This window comes from Streptomyces sp. NBC_00513, from assembly GCF_041431415.1.
GTDB lineage: Bacteria > Actinomycetota > Actinomycetes > Streptomycetales > Streptomycetaceae > Streptomyces.
In genome coordinates this window covers 5,703,268-5,724,146 of sequence record NZ_CP107845.1, presented here as the reverse complement: position 1 = coordinate 5,724,146, position 20,879 = coordinate 5,703,268, and the positions used below count along the sequence as shown (strand labels likewise).

The 20,879-nt window shown below is 70.4% G+C and carries 14 protein-coding genes; 3 read left to right on the top strand and 11 right to left on the bottom strand.

Going from position 1 to position 20,879, the window contains the following annotated elements:
• Positions 1-19 precede the first annotated feature (19 nt).
• Entirely contained in the window at positions 20-1,573 is a 1,554-nt protein-coding gene (locus tag OHA84_RS26435; protein ID WP_266969493.1) for an MFS transporter, read from the top strand.
• A 124-nt stretch (positions 1,574-1,697) separates the two neighbouring features.
• Here OHA84_RS26435 and OHA84_RS26430 read toward each other — a convergent pair whose 3' ends face one another.
• The 5 genes from OHA84_RS26430 to OHA84_RS26410 form a co-directional block, all read right to left on the bottom strand.
• Entirely contained in the window at positions 1,698-3,038 is a 1,341-nt protein-coding gene (locus OHA84_RS26430; protein ID WP_323181885.1) for a DUF4173 domain-containing protein, read from the bottom strand.
• Positions 3,039-3,772: 734 nt separating this feature from the next.
• Complete coding sequence (locus tag OHA84_RS26425) at positions 3,773-4,687, bottom strand: ADP-ribosylglycohydrolase family protein (RefSeq protein ID WP_266950308.1); 915 nt, start codon at positions 4,685-4,687, stop codon at positions 3,773-3,775.
• Between the two features lie 11 nt (positions 4,688-4,698).
• Complete coding sequence (locus tag OHA84_RS26420; RefSeq protein ID WP_053676307.1) at positions 4,699-5,358, bottom strand: histidine phosphatase family protein; 660 nt, start codon at positions 5,356-5,358, stop codon at positions 4,699-4,701.
• A 72-nt stretch (positions 5,359-5,430) separates the two neighbouring features.
• Complete coding sequence (locus OHA84_RS26415) at positions 5,431-6,036, bottom strand: YdbC family protein (protein WP_053676308.1); 606 nt, start codon at positions 6,034-6,036, stop codon at positions 5,431-5,433.
• Positions 6,037-6,068: 32 nt separating this feature from the next.
• Complete coding sequence (locus OHA84_RS26410) at positions 6,069-6,905, bottom strand: arylamine N-acetyltransferase (RefSeq protein ID WP_078998515.1); 837 nt, start codon at positions 6,903-6,905, stop codon at positions 6,069-6,071.
• A gap of 62 nt (positions 6,906-6,967) precedes the next feature.
• Here OHA84_RS26410 and OHA84_RS26405 point away from each other — a divergent pair, with 62 nt between their 5' ends.
• Positions 6,968-7,927, top strand: a complete 960-nt coding sequence (locus OHA84_RS26405; RefSeq protein WP_266969496.1) for a DUF1152 domain-containing protein — start codon at positions 6,968-6,970, stop codon at positions 7,925-7,927.
• A gap of 160 nt (positions 7,928-8,087) precedes the next feature.
• On the opposite strand, the gene OHA84_RS26400 is transcribed toward OHA84_RS26405, so the two are convergent.
• Both OHA84_RS26400 and nrdR read right to left on the bottom strand, forming a co-directional pair.
• Positions 8,088-10,976: a vitamin B12-dependent ribonucleotide reductase gene (locus OHA84_RS26400; RefSeq protein WP_266969498.1), complete on the bottom strand. Its 2,889-nt coding sequence runs from the start codon at positions 10,974-10,976 to the stop codon at positions 8,088-8,090.
• 156 nt (positions 10,977-11,132) lie between these two features.
• Positions 11,133-11,648, bottom strand: coding sequence for a transcriptional regulator NrdR (gene nrdR / locus OHA84_RS26395; protein WP_053685157.1), 516 nt, complete (start codon positions 11,646-11,648; stop codon positions 11,133-11,135).
• Between the two features lie 474 nt (positions 11,649-12,122).
• Between nrdR and lexA the strand changes: the two genes are divergently transcribed.
• On the top strand, positions 12,123-12,914 hold the full coding sequence (lexA, locus tag OHA84_RS26390) for a transcriptional repressor LexA (protein WP_053685155.1): 792 nt from the start codon (positions 12,123-12,125) through the stop codon (positions 12,912-12,914).
• A gap of 108 nt (positions 12,915-13,022) precedes the next feature.
• Here lexA and OHA84_RS26385 read toward each other — a convergent pair whose 3' ends face one another.
• The 4 genes from OHA84_RS26385 to OHA84_RS26370 form a co-directional block, all read right to left on the bottom strand.
• Entirely contained in the window at positions 13,023-14,993 is a 1,971-nt protein-coding gene (locus OHA84_RS26385) for an ATP-dependent DNA helicase (protein ID WP_266969501.1), read from the bottom strand.
• 52 nt (positions 14,994-15,045) lie between these two features.
• Positions 15,046-16,902 (bottom strand): IucA/IucC family siderophore biosynthesis protein, encoded by a 1,857-nt coding sequence (locus tag OHA84_RS26380; protein ID WP_266969503.1) that lies wholly within the window; start codon positions 16,900-16,902, stop codon positions 15,046-15,048.
• A 93-nt stretch (positions 16,903-16,995) separates the two neighbouring features.
• Positions 16,996-17,679: a GNAT family N-acetyltransferase gene (locus tag OHA84_RS26375; RefSeq protein WP_266969505.1), complete on the bottom strand. Its 684-nt coding sequence runs from the start codon at positions 17,677-17,679 to the stop codon at positions 16,996-16,998.
• A gap of 31 nt (positions 17,680-17,710) precedes the next feature.
• Positions 17,711-19,447: an IucA/IucC family siderophore biosynthesis protein gene (locus OHA84_RS26370; protein ID WP_266969507.1), complete on the bottom strand. Its 1,737-nt coding sequence runs from the start codon at positions 19,445-19,447 to the stop codon at positions 17,711-17,713.
• Positions 19,448-20,879 lie beyond the last annotated feature (1,432 nt).

Sequence of the window (20,879 nt, the reverse complement as noted above, 5' to 3'; positions counted from 1 at the left end):
CACTTTGGGGGGATCCTCAGTGACAAGCACTCAACTGGCCACGCCCCGAATACCCGGCGCCGCCCGACATCCCGGGCGCCCGGGAGTGGCACTCGCGGTCATCGCCGCCTGCCAGCTCATGGTGGTTCTCGACGCGACGATCGTGAACATCGCGCTCCCTCACATCCAGACCGCGCTCTCCTTCTCCACCACCGACCTGTCATGGGTGATCAGCGCGTACACCCTGGCTTTCGGCGGCCTGCTGCTGCTCGGCGGCCGGGCCGGCGACATCCTGGGGCGGCGCCGCGTCTTCATCACCGGCATCCTGCTCTTCACCCTCGCCTCGCTCCTCGGCGGCTTCGCCCAGGAGCCCTGGCAACTGCTGGCGGCCCGCGCCCTCCAGGGGGTCGGCGGGGCGATCGCCTCACCGACCTCGCTCGCCCTGATCACCACGACCTTCGCCGAGGGCCCCGAGCGCAATCGCGCCTTCGGCGTGTTCGCCGCCGTCTCGGCGGGTGGCGGCGCGATCGGCCTGTTGACGGGCGGCATGCTCACCGAGTGGCTCGACTGGCGTTGGGTCCTCTTCGTCAACGTGCCGATCGGCATCCTGATCGCCGTCCTCGCGCCGCTCTACATCAGCGAGTCCGAACGTCATCCCGGTCGCTTCGACATCGCCGGGGCCCTCACGTCCACCGGCGGCATGGCCTCGCTCGTCTACGGCTTCATCCTCGCGTCGGAGGACGGTTGGCGCGACGCGCTCACCCTCGCTTCCTTCGCCGCCGCCGTCGTGCTCCTGGGGTTGTTCGTGATCGTCGAATCGCGGGCACGTGAACCGATCATCCCGCTGCGGATGTTCGCCGACCGCAATCGCGCCGGCACCTACGTGATCATGCTCGGCCTCGCAGCCGCGATGTTCGGCATGTTCTTCTTCATCGTCCAGTTCGTCCAGAACGTGCTCGGCTTCTCCCCGATCCGTTCCGGACTCGGCTTCCTGCCGGTCACCGTCGCCATCGTGACGGCAGCCGGTCTCTCGCAACGCTTCCTTCCGCGATTCGGACCCAAGCCCTTCATGGTCCTCGGGTCCGCGCTCACCGGCACGGGCCTGACCTGGCTGACGTTCATCCGGACGGACAGTTCCTACGTGTCCGGGGTGTTGGGCCCGATGCTCCTCTTCGGCTTCGGCATGGGGCTCAACTTCGTGACCCTCACCCTCACCGCCGTCTCCGGGGTGGCACCGAAGGAGGCCGGTGCTGCCTCCGGTCTGCTCAACGCCGCCCAGCAGGTCGGCGGCTCGCTCGGCCTGTCCATCCTGGTGACCGTCTTCGGCACGGCCGGTCGCGACGAGGTCGAAAGGCAGGTCCCCGCGTTCCTGGCGCAGGCGGAACCGGAGCAACTGGCGGCCTTCAAGGCGACCGGCCAGCTACCCGACCCGTGGGGCGACATCGTCCTCACCCAGGGCATCTCCACCGCGTTCATCGCCGCCGTGGCGATGGCCGGGCTCGCCCTGGCCACGGCGCTGTTGGTGATCCGGGTGCGCAAGAGCGACCTGGAGGCCCTCAACGGAACCGCCGAGAAGGCCGGCCCCGTGGGCTGAGCACGGCCCGTCGGTCCAACGCGGCCCGTGGGCTGAGCACGGCCCGATGAGGGGCCGCCGGATGCCGTGCGGCACGGCGGCGTCCTCCTCCGGCGCCCCCTTCGTGCGCGTTTCAGTACGGGTGTCAGTACTCGCTGCGGCCGCCGTACAGGCCGAGCCGTACGCAGTCGTGTGCGGTGGCCGTGACCGGGCGCGCGTCGAGGATGCGGCGCGCTCGGGACTGCGCCAGGCTCGTCGCGAACCAGGGCGCGCCCTCGGACTCCGCCAGGTCGTCACGGACGCCGATCAGGGCGCAGGAGCGCTGAGGTTCGGGCAGGCGGTCCAGGGCGGGTGCCGCATCGGCCGACAGATGGCGGAAGTACTCCACGTCGATCTTCTCGTCCGACGTGTACCGGGCGACGTTCGTCTCGGCGATGATCCCGTCCGGGGACATCAGCCCGAAGGCCAGGACGGTAGCGGCGGCGCTGCCGGCCACCGCACAAGCCAGCCAACGCCCGCCGAACGCGCCGGCCGCCATGAGCAGCACGATCACGAGCCCGAGCCACAGTTCCAAGGTGACCACCGACAGGCGCAGCCGGGTCAGCCCGTACGCGTCCACGTACAGGTCCATCCGGCGCACCGCGGAGGCGACCACGACCAGTGCCAGCAGGCACAGGGTGCCCAGGACCACCCGGACGAAGCGGCGGTCGCCCGGACCGCCGCGGGGTGCCCAGCGCAGGGCGAGGGCGATGACGACCAGAACGAACACGGTGGCCCAGAGCAACTGCCAGAAGCCCTGGCGGGCGTACTCGGCGTAGGTCAGGTCCGTGCGCTCCAGGACCTTGTCGTACCCGCCGAACAGGACGGCCAGTTGCACCGCGATGAACCCCGCGAACAGCAGGTTGAGCACGACGAGCGGAAGCGCCCACTCCACGCGGGAGCGCGGCTTGCCCGGGGTCGTCGAGACGCGGTCCCAGCGCAGCGGCGCGGCGGCGGTCCGGGCGACCGAGAGGGCGCAGAGCGCGCCCACCAGGAACAGGGCGACGCGGAACGGGCTCTCCCCGACGGAGATGTCCGGGGTCAGACCGCCCAGCAGGTCCGCGAAGGCCGCGTCGGCGGAGGCGAACAGCGCCCCGAACACGAACAGGAGGACGACGGCCACGACCGTCGCCTTGGCGATGGGCAGCCAACGCGTACGGGCCACGCCGCCGCCGCGCGAACGCACCCCTTCCCAGGCCCAGCCGACGCCTGTGATCGCGGTGTCGACGAAGCCGAGCGGGCTGAGCAGGACGCCCGGCCAGCGGCGGGTTCCGTGCAGGGCCAGCGCGGCCGGCGAGACGGCGGCGAGGACGGCGAGCGTGGACGGCCAGGCGGAGTCGCGCAGGGCCGGGACGGCGAGCAGGGCCACGCAGCCCAGGGACCAGACCACGGTCCAGGGTCGGATCGTACGACCGGCCGCACGGGCGGAGACGTACGCGGCGACCATGGCGGGCAGCGCGGCGAGGAGCAGTCCGGGGCCCGACGCCGTCGCCGAGGAGGACCGCCGTGGCGAGACCGGCGACGAGCACGGCGACCAGGGTGACGGTGCGGATCGGGGCGGGCTGTGCGGACCGGACCCGGCGGGCCATCGACGCCTGCGCCCGCGCCGCGGCCTCGGCCTGGGCCTGCTGCCACCGCGGGCCCTTCTGCTAAGCCACCCAGATGTGCCAGGTCACGGAGTCGAAACCCGGCGAACCGGGAGGGGCAGGCGGCGGCGCGGCCACAGGACCGGGGCTCGCGGCGTCGGCCGGAACGGTGCCTTGAGCCGGAGCGGTTTGCTCGACCGGAGCGGTTCCACGGGTGGTGGCTCCCGGGGCCCCCGCCCCGGGAGCCCCGGCGCCCGGCATACCGGTCCCGGACTCCGCAGGCCGCCCGGCGGCGGCCTCGCCTCCGGTCGCATCGCGTTTCGCCTTGTCGGCGTTCTCAGACATCAGGTCCCTCCCCTGTCAGCCGCGCCCGGAATGCGGGAGTTGAGAGCGGCGAAGCGGACAGGGTAGGCCGGGGCCAGCCAGTTTTGAACATATTCAAGAAGGCCTTGTGTCAGGACCGTGACAAACCGGAGCGGCCCCGTCGCACCGGGCGCAGGGCACGGGTGCCGCCCCTCGGCAGGACAACGCGAAGGGCGCCCGAGTACCAGGGGTACTCGGGCGCCCTCGACCCGGAAGATCCGAACCGGACGAACTACCGCGCCGCGTCCGGCAACCACGCGGGAAGGGCCTCGGTGCGCGAGCGCCACGCCTCCGGCAGCACCGCGTCCCCCCGCGCGCCCAGGACTCCGCCGACGATCGCGCACGTCGTGTCCACGTCCCCGCCCACCTGCGCGGTGGTCCAGAACGCCCGCTCGTAGTCGTCCAGGGACCGGGCCGCCGACCACAGCGCGAACGGCACCGTGTCGTGGGCACTCGTACGCCGCCCGCATCCCAGGACCGCCGCGACCGTGGTCGCGTCGTCGTAGTCGAGCATCCCGCGCGCCCGTCGCAGTCCGGCGCCGACCGCGCTGCGCGGCACCAACGCGATCACCGCGTCCAACAGGTCGGCGGCCTTCGGCGGGCCGGCCGGAGCCGCCGCCAGCGAGGCGGCCGCGGCGACGGCCATCGCTCCGCAGACCGCCTCGCGGTGCTGGTGGGTGGTGTACGCCGAGATCTCGGCCTGGTGCGTGGCCTGCTCGGGGTCGTCCGCGTACCAGGCGCCCAGAGGCGCGATCCGCATGGCGGCCCCGTTGCCCCACGAGCCCTGGCCGTTGAACAGTTCGGCCGCTTGCGTGCGCCAGTCCGCGCCTTCTCGGATCAGCCGCAGCATCCGGTTCACGGCGGGCCCGTAGCCGCGGTCGAAGTCGTGGTGGTGGGCGAAGGACAGCGCGAGCGCGTCCTGGTCGATGCGCCCGTGCTCGGCGAGCACCGCCACCACGGAGCAGGCCATCTCGGTGTCGTCGGTCCATTGCCAGGGCTCGGTGCCGGCGGGGACCTCACGCCGCTTGAGCCGTGGATAGTTCACGGGAACGAAGTACTGGGAGCCCAGGGCATCACCCAGTGCCAGCCCTCGAAGGCTGGACATGGCGCGTGCGTAGCGCCTTTCGGAGGAGGAGTCAGCGGTCATCGCGCGCCACTCTAGCCGTCCAGGTCATAAGGCTCGGGTGTGGTCCACCGTTCAAATGGGCGGTCCATCCGGTACCGGCCGTCCGAGCCGAGCAGCAGCGCGCGGAATTCCCCGTTCCCGGGGTTGGACAAGCACTCGAACTCGGCCACCGACCAGTGGAACCAGCGCATGCAGAACAGCCGCATCGTCAACCCGTGGGTCACCACCAGAACGTTCTCCGGGTGGTCCTCGGCCTCAAAGCTGCGGTAGAGGCTTTCCAGGAAGGAGCCGACCCGGTCGTAGACGTCCGCACCCGATTCCCCCTGGGCGAATCGGTAGAAGAAATGCCCATAGGCGTCCCGGTATGCCTTCTGCAACCGCACGTCGTCACGGTCCTGCCAGTTGCCCCAGTCCTGTTCACGCAGTCGGGGCTCCTCGCGCATCCGGACCCGGGTCGGGTCCAACCGTAGCTCGCGGAAGGTCTGCAGGGTCCTGCGGTACGGGGAGACGTAGGCGCTGATCGACTCGTCGCCGAAGAGTTCGCGCAGCCGTACACCGGCCTCGGCGGCCTGTTCCCGGCCGGTCCGGGTCAGGCGCAGGGCATGGTCGGGCTCCCTCTCGTACACCGTGTCGTCGGCGTTCCCCTCCGACTCCCCGTGTCGGACAAGGACGATGCGCCGTGGTCGAACCATTCCACGACCCTATTCGGACATCTCGTCCCCCGCGCACCGGGCTCGCCGCTCACGCCGGCGTTCGTCGTACGGTCATACCGTCCAGGAGGGTTCGAGGTCGACGACGTCTCCCGTGAGCGCCTCCACGTCGGCCTCGGTCTGGGCCCGCAGCGACAGCCGCTCCACCCGCTCCTGTCGGTACTTTCCGTGTTCGGCGGCCGCGCGCCACATCGACAACACCAGGAATTCGCGACCCGGGGCCTCCCCGAAGAGGCCCCGGATCATGCCGGGCGAGCCGGCCATGGCCGGGTTCCACACCTTCTCCTGCATGAGCGCGAAGTGATCCACGCGGCCCTCACGCACTCGGGTGTGGGCGACCCGGACGACATCGGCGTCCGAGAAGCGCGGCTCGAAACCGGTCTTCACGTCGAAGCGGTGATCGAAGAGCGTGACCCGCGCGTCGGTGAAGGTGCCGTTCTGGGACGCGGCCAGCCGGTCGTGCGAGCGGGCCATGAACGAGTCGTAGAAGGAGCGACTCTCCCAGAACGCGAAGACGTGCGCGACGCCTTGCCGGCCCCGGCTCCATCCGCCGCCCTGTCCCCGGAAACCCGGCTCCCCCGGAAGCCCCGCCCATTTGCGCTGCCCACGCTCGAACCCGCGTCGGTCCGTCACCGTGCAGCGAATCCACTTGACCAGCACCGCGCCATCGTACGGGCCAGGCGCGGTCCGGGTCAGTCCCCGGCGCGGTGGATCCGCACCAGTTCGGCGGCGTCCCGCGCGGGCAGTCGAAGTCCGAACTCACGGTCGAGCACGGTGATCAACTCGTCCGGTGCCACGCTCTCCCGAACGAGGCGTCCGTCCGGATACAACCGGGTGAGTTCCCTCCCCACGAGAGCCACGCGCACGGAGTCCCCCGGGTACTGGACGATGACCTTGCCGACGAACGCGGAGCGCGGGTGCGAGGAGCTGAAGTGGTTCAGCACCACGTAGTCGACGGGGTGGTAGGCCTGTGGCGAGAACGCGTAGAGGTCACGCCACTCCTCCCCGCGCAGTGAGCGGAGCACCAGAACGCCGTCCGCCTCCGCCCGGACGGCATACGTCCACCGCCCCTGCCGCACCTCGACTCCGGTACGCGCGAGCGGTACGGGTTCGCGCGGTCCGGGGTGGCCGAACCCGGCGTCGCACAGCCACGGTTCACCCTCGACGGTGACGACGAGGACGGCGTGCGTCACCGCGAGCAGCGTGTCACCCCGGGTGCGGTTGCGGGCCCCGCGCCCGGCGACCTCGAAGCCGATCCGCTCCAGGGCGGCGGCCAGCAGCGAGTTCTGTTCGTAGCAGTAGCCGCCTCGGCGACCGTGCACGATCTTGTCCTGTAGTGCCTTGACGTCCAGCGCGACGGGGCGGCCGAGCGTGACGTCCAGGCTCTCGAAGGGAATGGCGGCGATGTGCGCCCGGGTCACTGCGTACAACGTCTCCAGGTCGGGACGGAGTTCCCGGCCACCCGACCCGGTCTCCAGGCCGATCCTCGCCAGATAGGCGTCCAGGTCCAGCTCGTCAGAACTCCACACGTCTTCCCGCTCCCCCGCGAACTCCATGGCGCCCGACCGGCGCGCCCCGCACAATGATCGGCATGACGGCCCTCCACACCAACCCTCTCTTCGACCGTCTCGCCGATGCCGAGCGGATCCTGGTGGCCGGGGCGGGAGGCGGCTTCGACGTCTACGCGGGCCTGCCGATCGCGCTCTCCCTCCTCCACCAGGGCAAGGAGGTCCACCTGGCGAGCCTGTCCTTCAGCGCGCTCGCGGGCCTGCCCGCCGAGGACTGGATCGTCCCCGACGTCGCCGTGATCACCCCGGACACCGCCCCTCATCAGGCGTACTTCCCGGAACGCGCCCTCGCCCGATGGCTGAAGCTGCACGGCTATCCGGCCGTCGTCCACGCCTTCCCCCTCATCGGAGTACAGCCGCTCCGGGCCGCCTACCGGGCGCTGATCGACCTCCACGACATCGACGCGGTGGTTCTCGTCGACGGCGGCACGGACATCCTCATGCGGGGCGACGAAGCCGGTCTCGGCACCCCGGAGGAGGACCTGACCAGCGTCGCCGCGCTGGCGGCACTGGACGACGTACCGCAGCGCCTCGTGGTCTCGGTCGGCTTCGGTGTGGACGCCTACCACGGGGTGAGCCACGCCCTCGTGCTGGAGAACATCGCGGCGCTGGAACGCGAGGGCGCCTACCTCGGGGCGTTCTCGATATCCCGCGCCACCCGCGAGGGCGCGCTCTTCGTGGACGCCGTCGCCCACGCCCAGGAGCAGACCCCGGATCGCCCCAGCATCGTGAACGGCTCGATCGCGGCGGCCGTGCGAGGCGAGTTCGGGAACGTCCAGTTCACCCGGCGCACACGGTTCAGCGAGCTCTTCGTGAATCCGCTGATGTCCCTGTGCTTCGCGTTCGAGCTGTCCGGACTGGCCGCCCGGTGCCTCTACCTGGACCGCATCGAGAACACCCACCTGATGCGGCAGGTCCATTCCGAGATCTCCGCCTTCCGGGACGAGACGATCACCCGCCCGTCGCGCACCATCCCGCACTGACGCCCTGACGCCCGGCACTGGGGCATCGGCGCCGGACCGGGGCTGCTCGTCACGCCCACGCCGAAGGGGACCGACCAGCAGGTCGATCCCCTTCGTGAGCCACCGCTCAACCGGCCGTGCGGATCACGCGGGACGGCCGTCCCGCGTGATCACGCCCGTGTCAGCTGCAGCCGCTGGTGGAGCCGCAGCCCTCGCAGATGTAGCAGGAGCCGGCGCGCTGCATCTTCGTACCGCAGGAGAAGCACAGCGGGGCGTCGGCGGAGACACCCAGCTGCATCTCGACGAGTTCGGCGCTGGAGTGCGCCGTCTTCGGGGCCGCGGCCGTTCCGGCCGTGACCGGCTTCGGAGCGGGAACCGCGGCGAGCGGCGCGGACTGGGCCAGCGTCTCGGTGTCGATCTGCTCGCCGTCCAGCGGCTCGTAGGAACCGGTGTCGAGGTGACGCTGACGCTCCTCGGCGGAGTGGATGCCGAGGGCCGAGCGGGTCTCGAAGGGCAGGAAGTCGAGCGCCACGCGACGGAAGATGTAGTCGACGATCGACTGCGCCATCCGCACGTCCGGGTCGTCCGTCATACCGGCCGGCTCGAAGCGCATGTTCGTGAACTTCGAGACGTACGTCTCCAGCGGGACGCCGTACTGCAGACCGACCGAGACGGCGATGGAGAAGGCGTCCATCATGCCCGCGAGGGTCGAGCCCTGCTTGGACATCTTCAGGAAGACCTCGCCCAGACCGTCGTCGGGGTAGGAGTTCGCCGTCATGTAACCCTCGGCGCCACCGACCGTGAAGGAGGTGGTGATCCCCGGACGGCCCTTCGGGAGGCGCTTGCGGACCGGGCGGTACTCGATGACCTTCTCGACCGCCGCGCGGATGGTCTCCTCGGCCTTCTCGGTGACCTCGACCTTCTCCGCTTCCTTCTTCTTCGCGGAGAGGGGCTGACCGACCTTGCAGTTGTCGCGGTAGATCGCCAGCGCCTTGACGCCGAGCTTCCACGCCTCGAAGTAGATCTCCTCGATCTCCTCGACGGTCGCCGTCTCCGGCATGTTGACCGTCTTCGAGATCGCGCCGGAGATCCAGGGCTGGATCGCGGCCATCATGCGGACGTGGCCCATCGCGGAGATGGAACGCTCGCCCATGGCGCAGTCGAACACCGAGTAGTGCTCCGCCTTGAGACCCGGGGCGTCGACGACCACACCGTGCTCGGCGATGTGGGTGACGATCGCCTCGATCTGCTCCTCCTGGTAACCCAGGCGGCGCAGGGCCTGCGGGACGGTGCCGTTGACGATCTGCATCGAGCCGCCGCCGACGAGCTTCTTGAACTTGACCAGCGCCAGGTCCGGCTCGACACCGGTGGTGTCGCAGGACATCGCGAGACCGATGGTGCCGGTCGGCGCGAGGACGGAGGCCTGGGAGTTGCGGAAGCCGTTCTTCTCGCCGAGGCGCAGGACGTCCTGCCAGGCCTCGGTGGCCGCGGCCCAGATGGAGTTGTCCAGGTTCTGGGTGCGCGGCGCGACGGTGTTGGCGTCGGCGTGCTGCTTCATGACGCGCTTGTGCGAGTCGGCGTTGCGGGCGTAGCCGTCGTACGCACCGACGATCGCGGCCAGCTCGGCGGAGCGCTTGTACGCGGTGCCGGTCATCAGCGAGGTGATCGAGGCGGCGAGGGTACGGCCGCCGTCCGAGTCGTACGCGTGACCCGTGGCCATGAGCAGGGCGCCGAGGTTGGCGTAGCCGATGCCCAGCTGACGGAAGGCGCGGGTGTTCTCGCCGATCTTCTGCGTCGGGAAGTCCGCGAAGCAGATGGAGATGTCCATCGCGGTGATGACGAGCTCGACGACCTTGGCGAAGCGCTCCGCGTCGAAGGCCTGGTTGCCCTTGCCGTCGTCGTCGAGGAACTTCATCAGGTTCAGCGAGGCGAGGTTGCAGGACGTGTTGTCCAGGTGCATGTACTCGCTACAGGGGTTGGACGCGGTGATGCGGCCCGACTCGGGGCAGGTGTGCCAGTTGTTGATCACACCGTCGTACTGGATGCCCGGGTCGGCGCAGGCCCACGCGGCCTCGGCGAGCTTGCGGAAGAGCGCCTTGGCGTCGACCTTCTCGATGACCTCGCCGGTCATGCGGGCCCGCAGGCCGAACTCGGTGCCGTTCTCGACGGCCGTCATGAACTCGTCGTTCACACGGACGGAGTTGTTGGCGTTCTGGTACTGGACGGACGTGATGTCGTCGCCGCCCAGGTCCATGTCGAAGCCCGCGTCGCGCAGGGCGCGGATCTTCTCCTCTTCCTTCACCTTGGTGGCGATGAAGTCCTCGACGTCCGGGTGGTCCACGTCCAGGACGACCATCTTGGCGGCGCGACGGGTGGCACCACCCGACTTGATCGTTCCTGCGGACGCGTCCGCGCCCCGCATGAAGGAGACCGGGCCGGAGGCGTTGCCGCCGGAGGAGAGCAGCTCCTTGGAGGAGCGGATGCGGGAGAGGTTCAGGCCGGCGCCGGAGCCGCCCTTGAAGATCATGCCCTCTTCCTTGTACCAGTCGAGGATCGACTCCATGGAGTCGTCGACGGCCAGGATGAAGCAGGCGGAGACCTGCTGCGGTTGGGGCGTACCGACGTTGAACCACACCGGCGAGTTGAAGCTGAAGATCTGGTGCAGGAGGGCGTAGGTCAGCTCGTGCTCGAAGATCTCCGCGTCCGCGGGCGAGGAGAAGTAGTCGAAGTCCTCGCCGGCCTTCGTGTACGTCTTCACGATCCGGTCGATGAGCTGCTTCAGGCCGGTCTCGCGCTGCGGGCTGCCGACCGCGCCGCGGAAGTACTTGCTGGTGACGATGTTGACCGCGTTCACCGACCAGAAGTCGGGGAACTCGACGCCACGCTGCTCGAAGTTGACCGAACCATCGCGCCAGTTGGTCATGACGACGTCACGACGCTCCCAGCTCACCTCGTCGTACGGGTGCACGCCCGGGGTGGTGTGGATGCGCTCGATCCGCAGGCCGCTCTTGGTGACCTTGGTTCCCTTGGCTCGGGAACCTCGTGCCGAGCTGCTCGCCGTCTCTGTCATGGCCGCCTCCCATATGCGGGCAAAAACGCCCTAAAGTGCCAGCGCTATTCCGCGGCACGGTGCTGTGTGTCTTGTATCTACGAATCTGCCCCCGGCTACCGCCGGGAGGCGCCTCGAACCGATCGGGCAGACCGCCCTGCTGTGCGGCCCGTCAGGTCAGTCGGAGGCGGAGGCGGGCACGGGGACGACCGAGGGGGTCCCACCGGGCTCGACCTCAGGGGGATGAGGCCGCTGCTCGCGCAATTCCACGATGGCGGTCTCGAAGTCTTCGAGGGTGTCGAACGCTTTGTAAACGGATGCGAACCGCAGGTAGGCGACGAGGTCGAGTTCCTGCAACGGGCCGAGTATGGCCAGACCCACGTCATGGGTGGTCAGCTCGGCACTCCCGGTGGCGCGCACCGCCTCCTCGACCCGCTGGCCGAGCTTGGCGAGGGCGTCCTCGGTGACCGGTCGCCCCTGGCACGCCTTGCGGACGCCAGAGATGACCTTGGAGCGACTGAAGGGTTCGGTCACCCCGCTGCGCTTGATCACCATCAGTGAGGCCGTCTCCACCGTCGTGAAGCGACGGGAGCAGTCGGGGCACTGACGGCGCCGCCGGATCGACGTGCCGTCGTCCGTGGTGCGGCTGTCGACTACGCGGCTGTCGGGGTGCCTGCAGAAGGGGCAGTGCATGGTTCCCTCACCCTCCTTCTCGGCACGACTGGATCACCCCACGGAGCCCCTGAACGGCGGAGGAAACGGTCCCGCCGGGGGCTCGTGAAGCAGCCACCAGCATATGCGATGTCGGGGGCTCCGGCGGACCGGGGACCACAACTTCTGGGCGGCAGCGCTCATCCAACCACTAGATCTTGGGTTGCAGTGGATTTACATCGCTCAGCGTGTCGCGGCGTGAGCCGACCGCGTTCGGGTGCCCTCCGGTGCCACACTGGACGCCGGCCCGGACCCCGGCGATCCAACCCGGAAGGGTACCGTAATCAGCGAACGCGGAACCGAATCCACGTTCGACGGACGGCCTGCCTATACACCTCCCATGACATCTCAAGTGAACGATCCTTGCTTTTTCACTCGAACGTGTGTTTGGCGCAACCTTTCGAAAGCAACTACCGTTGTCCAACTAGGGAGAACATTTCGAGAGGGGCCGCAGACGTGACCACGACCGCAGACAGTGCCACCATCACTGCCCAGAACCGCTCCCAGAGCCGACTTGAGCCGGTGCATGCCATGAATGACGCAAGTCAGAATCCGGAGACGGAGCCCGCACGCCCCGCTCGCTCGATGCCGGGGCGACCTCCAGGCATCCGCGCCGACAGTTCCGGACTCACGGATCGGCAGCGGAGGGTCATCGAGGTCATCCGCGACTCCGTGCAGCGCAGGGGGTACCCGCCGTCGATGCGGGAGATCGGCCAGGCGGTGGGACTGTCCAGCACCTCGTCGGTCGCGCACCAGCTGATGGCGCTGGAGCGCAAGGGCTTCCTGCGCCGCGACCCGCACCGCCCCCGGGCGTACGAGGTGCGTGGCTCGGACCAGCCCAGCTCGCAGCCCACCGACACCACCGGCAAGCCTGCCGCGTCGTACGTTCCACTGGTGGGCCGGATCGCGGCCGGCGGCCCGATCCTCGCCGAGGAATCGGTCGAGGACGTGTTCCCCCTCCCCCGCCAGCTGGTGGGTGACGGCGAGCTCTTCGTCCTCAAGGTCGTCGGCGACTCGATGATCGAGGCCGCGATCTGTGACGGCGACTGGGTTACCGTCCGACGCCAGCCCGTCGCGGAGAACGGCGACATCGTCGCCGCGATGCTGGACGGCGAGGCCACGGTCAAGCGGTTCAAGCGCGAGGACGGCCATGTCTGGCTGCTCCCGCACAACGCCGCCTACCAGCCGATCCCGGGTGACGAGGCGACCATCCTCGGCAAGGTCGTCGCCGTACTGCGCAGGGTCTGACCCTCGCGCCCTCAGCCAGCTCCGGGACCTACTGCGCCGGTCCCGGAGCTGCTTCGTGTCCGCATTCGCTTCTGTGGTTCCACCGCTCCGCCGCTGCCTCGGGTACGGCTACTTGCCGTCCGCCTGGGCGGTCGCGTCGATGGCGGCCAGCGAGCGACGGACCTGGTTCCGGTCGGTGGTGTACCAGAAGTCCGGGAGCGTGGCCCGCAGGAAACTGCCGTAGCGAGCCGTCGCCAGTCGGGGGTCCAGGACCGCGACGACACCCTTGTCGTCCGTCGCCCGGACGAGCCGGCCCGCTCCCTGGGCCATCAGCAGCGCGGCGTGTGTGGCGGCCACCGCCATGAAGCCGTTGCCGCCACGTTCCTCGACCGACTTCTGTCGCGCGCTCATCAACGGGTCGTCGGGACGCGGGAACGGAATCCGATCCATGATCACGAGCTGGCAGCTGGGACCCGGCACGTCGACGCCCTGCCACAGCGAGAGCGTTCCGAACAGGCAGGTCTTCGGGTCCGAGGCGAAGGCCTTGATCAACTCGCCGAGCGTCTCCTCGCCCTGGAGGAGGATCGGGTGGTCGAGTCGCTCGCGCAGTTCCTCGGCCGCCGCCTTGGCGCCCCGCATGGAGGAGAAGAGACCGAGGGTGCGACCGCCGGCCGCCTCGATCAGCTCGGCGAGCTCGTCCATCATGTCGCCGCGGGTGCCCTCCCGGCCGGGTGTGGCCAGGTGCTTGGCGACGTACAGGATTCCCTGCTTCGGGTAGTCGAACGGGGATCCCACATCCAGACCTCGCCAGACGGGAGCGTCGTCGCCCTCCACCCCTTCCGGGGACAGGCCCATCGACGCGGCGACCCCGTTGAAGTCCCCGCCCAGTTTGAGCGTGGCGGAGGTGAGGACGACCGAGCGGTCCTCGAACAGCTTCTCGCGCAGCAGCCCGGACACCGACAGCGGTGCGACGCGCAGGGTGGCACCGAAGCGGTCGTGCCGCTCGTACCAGACGACGTCGTACTCGGACCCGAGGACGATCCGCTCCGCCACGCCGTGGATGCTCTCCACGGCGGCGAGGGCCTGCTTGCGCACGGCGTCCTCGTCCTGAACGGACTTGTCGCGGGTGTTGCCGATCGCCGAGATCACGTTGCGCGCGGAGTCCCGGAGGGACATCAGGGCGTAGCCGAGGTCTTCGGGGACCGTCTCCAGTCGGCCCGGGAGCGCCAGTTCCATGACGCGCTCGAACGACTCGGAGGCGGTCTGCAGGGCGTCGGCCGTCTTCTCGTCGACGAGCTTCGCGGCCCGCTTCACGGCCCGATTGACCTGACCCGGGGTGAGCTCGCCGGTGGCGACACCCGTGACCCGGGAGACCAGCTCGTGGGCCTCGTCCACGATCAGCACCTCGTGCTGCGGCAGCACCGGGGCGCCTTGGATGGCATCGATGGCGAGCAGCGCGTGGTTGGTGACGACCACGTCGGCGAGTTTGGCCCGTTCACGGGCGGCCTCGGCGAAGCACTCGGCGCCGTAGGCGCACTTCGTCGCACCCAGGCACTCGCTGGACGAGACGGAGATCTGCTGCCACGCCTTGTCGGAGACGCCCGGCGTGAGGTCGTCACGGTCGCCGGTCTCGGTGTCGTCCGCCCAGTCGCGCAGGCGCAGGAGGTCCTTCCCGAGCTTGCTGCTGGGGGCGGCCGCCTCGAACTGGTCGAAGAGGCCCTCCTCCTCGTCCTGCGGTGCGCCCTCGTGCAGTCGGTGCAGGCACAGGTAGTTGGAACGGCCCTTGAGCATGGCGAACTGCGGGCGGCGCCGGAGCTGCGGATGCAGTGCCTCCACCGTCCGGGGCAGGTCGCGCTCGACGAGCTGGCGCTGGAGGGCCAGGGTCGCGGTGGCGACGACCACGCGCTCGCCGTGTGCGAGGGCGGGCACCAGGTAGCCGAGGGACTTGCCGGTACCGGTTCCTGCCTGGATCAGCCGGTGGGAGTTCTCGTCGATCGCTTCGGCAACGGCTTCGGCCATGGCCACCTGGCCGGGCCGCTCCGTGCCGCCGACGGCGGAGACGGCGGCATGCAGCAGGTCGGGGAGGGAGGGCTTCGTCATAGCATCGCCAAGCCTACGGGGCGCCACTGACACTGCCCGCATCGACGACTGCTCACGATCGGTGAAGGGGGTTGGGGACGGTGCCGTGCGTGACGGCGTGCGGGCGGTCCGGCCGGTCGCGGTAGCCGTCCTCGTGGAGCCGGTTCCGGTTGAGGCAGAGTCGGTCGATCCGCTCGCTGAGCAGGTCGAAGAGCTCGAAGCGCTCCTTGAGCTCGGGGAACCGGGACTGGTGGTGAAGGATTTCCGCCCGGACGAGGGACCAGAAGTCGTCCTCGGGAACGCCGAGCCGGTCGTCGCAGATCGCGGACAGGTAGCGGAACACGCCGATGAAGAGTCCGGAGTGAATGAACTGGGTGAGGAAGGTCGGCGGCTCGGTGAGGAGGGCGGCGCGGACCTCGGCGGGCATCGACTGGTGTTCGGGCAGCGGCTCGCGGCTGATGTTGATGTCGTCCACGAAGTCCTTGACCGCCAGCCGGACGGGAACGTCGTTCTCGTCGAAGACCACGATGGCGTTCTCTCCGTGCGGCGAGAAGACGGTCCCGTAGCGGTAGAGGAAGTGGAGCAGCGGCGGCAGCAGGGCGGCGAACAGCCGCTGGAGCCACACGGTGGGGGTGAGCCCGGAGCGGGCGACCAGCTCCGCGGTGAAGGAGCGACCGCGCGGGTCCGTGTGGAGGAGCGAGGCGAGGGTGCGGGCCCGCTCGCCGGGGGCGAGACGGCCGGTCAGCGGCTCGCGCCAGATCGCCCCGAGGAGTTCCTTGTACTGGTACGGGACCTCGGGGAGCCGGTCGTAGACGGGATGGCGGACGGTGACGGACGCGACCTCGCCCAGCAGGATGACCCCGCATTCGTCACGCAGGAAGGGGTCGGAGTCGCGAAGGGAGTGGATCCATCCGGTGACGGCGGGGGCGGCGAGCGCGAGATCCGAGGGCAGGCCCCGCCAGACCATGGTGTTGAAGACGGAGAGCGGCAGTTTGACGCTGTGCCGGTCGGGGCGGGTGAGGTTGAGGAAAGTACGGATCGACTGTTGCGGGAGGCGCATGTCGAGGTCCGCGGGCAGCGGCACCAGGGCGCCCGACGCGAGGGCCGGCGCGAACAGGGGCAGCACGATCTCGTCCCACTGCCAGGGGTGCACGGGAAGGTAGAGGTAGCCCCGCGGGTCGAGGCCGCGGTCGCGCAGGACCTGGTCGAAGCCGGCCCGGGTGACGGGGTCGAGTTCGGCGGAGTACAGCCGGGCGGGGTCTTCCAGACCGGCGGCGCCGCGGTACTCCGCCAGGGAGGTGTGCGCGGCGAGCCAGGGCAACCGCTGTCGGGTGCGGGCCTCGGGGGCCCAGGCGGCGGTGTCGGAGGCGGACAGTCCGATGCGGCCCTTGTTCAGGACGAGCCAGGGGTGACCCGTCTGATGTCCTTCGAGCGCGGCGTAGTCGAGATCGGCGAGTACGTCCGCGGTCAGGGCGTGGTGATCGAGACGGGCGTCGGCGGCGAGGGTGGCGCTCAGCTCGCGGACCAGGTGGCCGAGGGTCTCTCCGTCGAGTCGGAGGAGGGTGCGGGCTCGGATGAGGAACTCGTACGGATCCCCGAACGCCGTCGAACTCTCCGTGGAGGGTGGCGGCGCGGTGAGGGTGATGGTGTCGGGGGCGACCTGCCAGCTCCCGTACGAGCGGCGGCGCGCGCGGAACCCGAGACGGCCGCCGTCGTCGAGGGTCAGGGTCCAGGCGTCGCCCGCGGCGGACGGAGTCGGGACGGGGCTGACGATCTCCTCGTACGCGAATTCGCCGAGCATCTTGGCGAGCAGTGTGCGGGCCGCGAAGTCCCAGGTCGGTGCGTTGATCTCGGGCGGCGTGACCGGGTGCTGAGGCGACGGGGGCAGAGCGGGCTCCGGGGAGTCGGGGGCTTCGGGAAAATTCGGCACGGGACTCCTCGAAGATCGGGAACTTTGCTGCGTGACGCAGAGTTTTCGAAGGGAGAGGCGTGAAGCGGATGCTTCGGAGCGCGGTGGCGGCGATCAGATGAGATTGCGCAGTGCCCGCTCCCGGATCATCAGTGCCGCGCGCTTCTCGGGAAGGTCGATTTCGGCGGAATAGCGAAAGCCGGAGTTCAAGAAGGCTGATACGGAGGGGGTGTTGCGGATGTCCGGTTCGGCGATGACGCGTGTGCAGCGTGGACGGTTGTCGAGCAACAGGTCGGCGACGGCGCGCAGCAGGGTGGTGCCCAGACCTCGGCCGCGGTTCGTGCCGTCTCCGATGAGCAGGTGGATACCGGTGTCGTGGGGGCGTGCCTGGTAGTGCCGGGCGAGCGGGTCGAGGTCGGCCCGGTAGATCTCCCAGTAGCTCATCGGCGTGCCGTCGAGAAGGCCGAGGCAGGGGACGCTGTGGCCGTCGCCATCGAGCTGGGCCCGCAGGTGATCGGCGGTGGTCGAGGCCGGGCCGGCGAGTTCCCAGTAGGCGGCCACCTCCGGGTCGTTCATCCAACCCACGAGGAGGTCCAGGTCTCGACGCGGGCGTACGGGTTCGAGGCGGAAGGCTCCGGCAGCGGTGGCGACGGCGTCCCATGTGGCTGGGGAGTCGAGCAGGTCGGCCTCGGCGAGCAGGGGCCACCGCTGCGGGGGGCGACGCATTGAGCCGAGGTAGTAGCCGGTTGTGGCGAGGGCTGAACCGACGGGACCGGTCGAGGTGTCGGTGGAGGGCATGGGGGCTCTTCTCCGTGTCGGTGCGGGCGCGTCAGTCGTGAAGGGGGTTGGTGATGGTGACGTAGACGGACTGGGTGTCGACGGGGCCGACGAGTTCGTCGAGGCCGCCCAGGCGGGTGAGCAGGTTGGCCTTGCAGCGGAGGGTGGGTGAGTCGAGCAGTTGGGCGGGGAGCGGCCCGAGGCCCGAGTTCTTCCCGAGGAAGCGGCGGAAGGCGGCGAGGAGTACGCGTTCGTCGGCGAGGTGTTGGGAGCCGAAGGCGCCGATCAGGCCGAGCACGTTGTTGATGCCGAGGTAGTAGGCGAAGCGTTCGTCGGTGACGGCGTCGGAGACGAAGGTGTCGCTGGCGCTGCCGATGCCGGGGAGCCGGTGGTGCAGTTCCGCCCGGTGGGAGTCGCGGAAGTAGTAGCCCTGGTTGTCGCGGTAGCGGCCGCCGATCGGCCAGCCGGCCGGGTCGAGGAGCACCAGGGTGTTCTGTTGGTGCGCTTCGAGGGCGACTCCGGCGAGCGCGTCGAGGGCGAGGATCGGCAGGACCACGTGGTCGAGGTAGCGCAGGAACCACTCGGCGGCGACGGCGGGGACCGAGCGCCCGGTGGAGGTGGCGAGCCGGGCGACTGTCTCGGCGAGCGGGGAGCGCATCGTGGTCCGACCGGGCCATGGGCGGGGAGTGGTCAGCGCGGCGATGCAGAGGGTGTCGTCGTCGGAGTGGAAGGGGTTGTGGCGCAGGAGGGCGTCGAGTCCGGGGATGGGTGTGCCGTCGAGGGAGTCGACGGCGACCCAGGCGGGGTCGCGGACGATGTCGAAACCGGGGTGGGACGACTGCCATTGCTCTGCGAGTCCGGCGCGCAGAAGGCGGTGAACCTCGACGCCGCGGTGGAGTTCCTTGCGGAGGTTCTCCCTGCGGGAGTTGGTGATGCGCAGGCCCAGGGACAGCTTGAGCATCGCGGGGGAACCGGGGCGGTGGACGGTGCGAATGGAGGAGGTGGGGTACCAGGGGTCACCGTACGGGCCCATGTCGGTCAGTAGTCCGGCGTCGCACAGGGCGGCCACGGCCGGGCGTTGGAGGAGGTCGCGGGCCTGCCAGGGGTGCAGCGGAAGAAGGGTGGTGCCGGTGGGCGGTTGGAGGCCGGGTGCGAGGCGGGCGAGCAGTTGGGCGGCGGAAACCGGGCGGCCTCGTTCGGTCCAGGCGGAGTCGGTGGCGAGGACGGCGGGCGCGACCGCGAACCAGTACACGGGGAAGGAGCCGTGGAGTTCGGGTGAGTAGCGACGTACCTCGGCTTCGGAGAGGCCTTCGCGGCTCTTCGGGGTCGGGTGCAGGGGATGGCCGAGGAGGAGCGACTGTTCGGCGGTGAGGAATCGGTCCTCGGCGACGGGGGCGGGGGCGGCGGGGCGGGCTCGCCGGTCGGCGATGAACTCCGCCGTGCGCTGGACCGAGTCGGCGACCCGGCCCACCAGATCGGCGCCACCTCGGCCGGTGCCCTCACGCGCGATGAGCGCGGCGAGGGTCACGGCGTCCAGGGCGGGGGATTCGGCCGGGGCGCCTTCGATCCGGGCGGAGGCGAACCGGTGCCAGCCGGCCGAGGACCAGTACCGGACTGCGACGAGCACCGCCGTGCCGGATGCGGGGAGGGGGATGCGGAGCGGTGTTCCGGCGGGCCCGTCGGGGCGGCCGAGGCCGCTTTCGCGGACCCAGCACCGAAGCAGGTTCTCCACCGCAGCGGCCTCGGCGGCGAGGGCCGGATCGGGGTGGTCGAGGGGATCGGGGAGCATGGCCGATCCCGATCCGACGGGACCGGCTCCTCCGGCTCCGGATCTGCGGCTCCCGCCCAACTGCCGTGGCACGCCGCCGCCGGGGGACACCGCCGTGGGGTGCGGTTCGGCCGCCGCCTCGGCCGGTGGCGCGTCCTCGGCCCGGGACGGCTCCTCGGCCCGGGACCTTGGATCGACTGCGGATGGGACGGCCCGGGACGTTGGGGCGGCCTGGTAACGGTCGGCTTCCGGGGCGGCCGGGGCGCTGCGGTACTCCGCCACATCCGGCGCTTGGTCGGACTCCGGGCCTGCCGCCGGAGCGGCCTTGGGCGGCCGGGCGGCCTCCGGCGCCGGGGCGACTCCGGGGCCGGGGCTTGCGCTTGCGCTTGCGCTTGCGCTGGGACCTGGGCTTGCGCTGGGGCTGAGGCTGGGCGCGGCCTCGGGAGTGGGCAGGGTGTCGAAACCGGGTGCGGTGTCGGAACCGGGCGGGTTCTGGTGGGTGCCCAGTGTCGGTGTCGAGTCCGGCCGGGCGCCCGGGGTGGGCTGGCTTGGTGCTGAGGTGGGGGCGGTGTCTCGTACCGGATCCGGTACGGAGTGGGCCGAGAGGGTGTCCTCCCGGGACGCCCTCTGGATCGGGGACGACGCCTGGGCCCGGCCGGGTCCTGGGTCTCCCGGGTCGAGGGACCGGGCCTCGGCCGGAGCCGGTCCCGAGCCGAGCGGTGTGGGGGCGAGCCAGAGGAGCGGAGTGAGGTCCTGGCCCGTGGCCCCCTGCGCGGGCGTGCCGTGTGGGGGCCGGGCAGCGAGCACGGGACCGTTGCTCGGGGCCGACTGGGCCGGGCTCACCGCCGGGGCGGGATCCGGGGCCGGCCAGGAGGACAGGGTGGCCAACGCCGGGAGCCGGTGACCTGTCGCCGAGCTCGGGGCGGGCGTCCGTGTGCCCGGGCGCGGGTGGGTTGAAGTCCGGGCGGCGAGGGACTCGGAGCTGACCGGGACTGCCGGGCCGGCGGGGACGGGGGCGTGCGCGGAGCGAGCCACCGCCCAGTCCAGGGCCGCCGTAGGCGACAGAACCGGTGCTGACCACGTCTCCGCTGCCGAGGTCTCCTGAGCCGGCGTCCCGCCCGGAACCGAGGCTCGGCCAGAGGCGGACGCCCTCGAAGTCGAAGTCGAAGCAGAAGTCAAAGCCGAAGCAGAAGCCGGCGTCGAGGCCGGAGTCGAGGCTGAGTCGACCAGGTTCGCGTCCTCCGGGGCGCTGACCGTGCCCGTGACCGTGACGGTCGGAGCCGAGCCCGGTGGCGAAGTAGAGGGAGATGACACTGCGGCAGCCGGGGTGGTCAAAGCCGGGCCCGGAGACCTGACCGATGCGGCCAGACCCGGGGCGGCCAGACCCGAGGCGGTCGGGGTTGAGGCCGTCGGGGTTGAGGCGGTCGGGGCGCTGACCGGGTCGGGGGTCCGG

Excerpts from the sequence above, each read along its gene's own strand:
- OHA84_RS26405 (WP_266969496.1), top strand. The coding sequence starts at position 6,968 with ATGACGGCCCTCCACACCAACCCTCTCTTCGACCGTCTCGCCGATGCC.
- OHA84_RS26430 (WP_323181885.1), bottom strand. The coding sequence starts at position 3,038 with ATGGTCGCCGCGTACGTCTCCGCCCGTGCGGCCGGTCGTACGATCCGA.
- OHA84_RS26420 (WP_053676307.1), bottom strand. The coding sequence starts at position 5,358 with ATGGTTCGACCACGGCGCATCGTCCTTGTCCGACACGGGGAGTCGGAG.
- OHA84_RS26370 (WP_266969507.1), bottom strand. The coding sequence starts at position 19,447 with ATGCTCCCCGATCCCCTCGACCACCCCGATCCGGCCCTCGCCGCCGAG.
- OHA84_RS26375 (WP_266969505.1), bottom strand. The coding sequence starts at position 17,679 with ATGCCCTCCACCGACACCTCGACCGGTCCCGTCGGTTCAGCCCTCGCC.
- OHA84_RS26385 (WP_266969501.1), bottom strand. The coding sequence starts at position 14,993 with ATGACGAAGCCCTCCCTCCCCGACCTGCTGCATGCCGCCGTCTCCGCC.
- OHA84_RS26425 (WP_266950308.1), bottom strand. The coding sequence starts at position 4,687 with ATGACCGCTGACTCCTCCTCCGAAAGGCGCTACGCACGCGCCATGTCC.
- OHA84_RS26400 (WP_266969498.1), bottom strand. The coding sequence starts at position 10,976 with ATGACAGAGACGGCGAGCAGCTCGGCACGAGGTTCCCGAGCCAAGGGA.
- nrdR (WP_053685157.1), bottom strand. The coding sequence starts at position 11,648 with ATGCACTGCCCCTTCTGCAGGCACCCCGACAGCCGCGTAGTCGACAGC.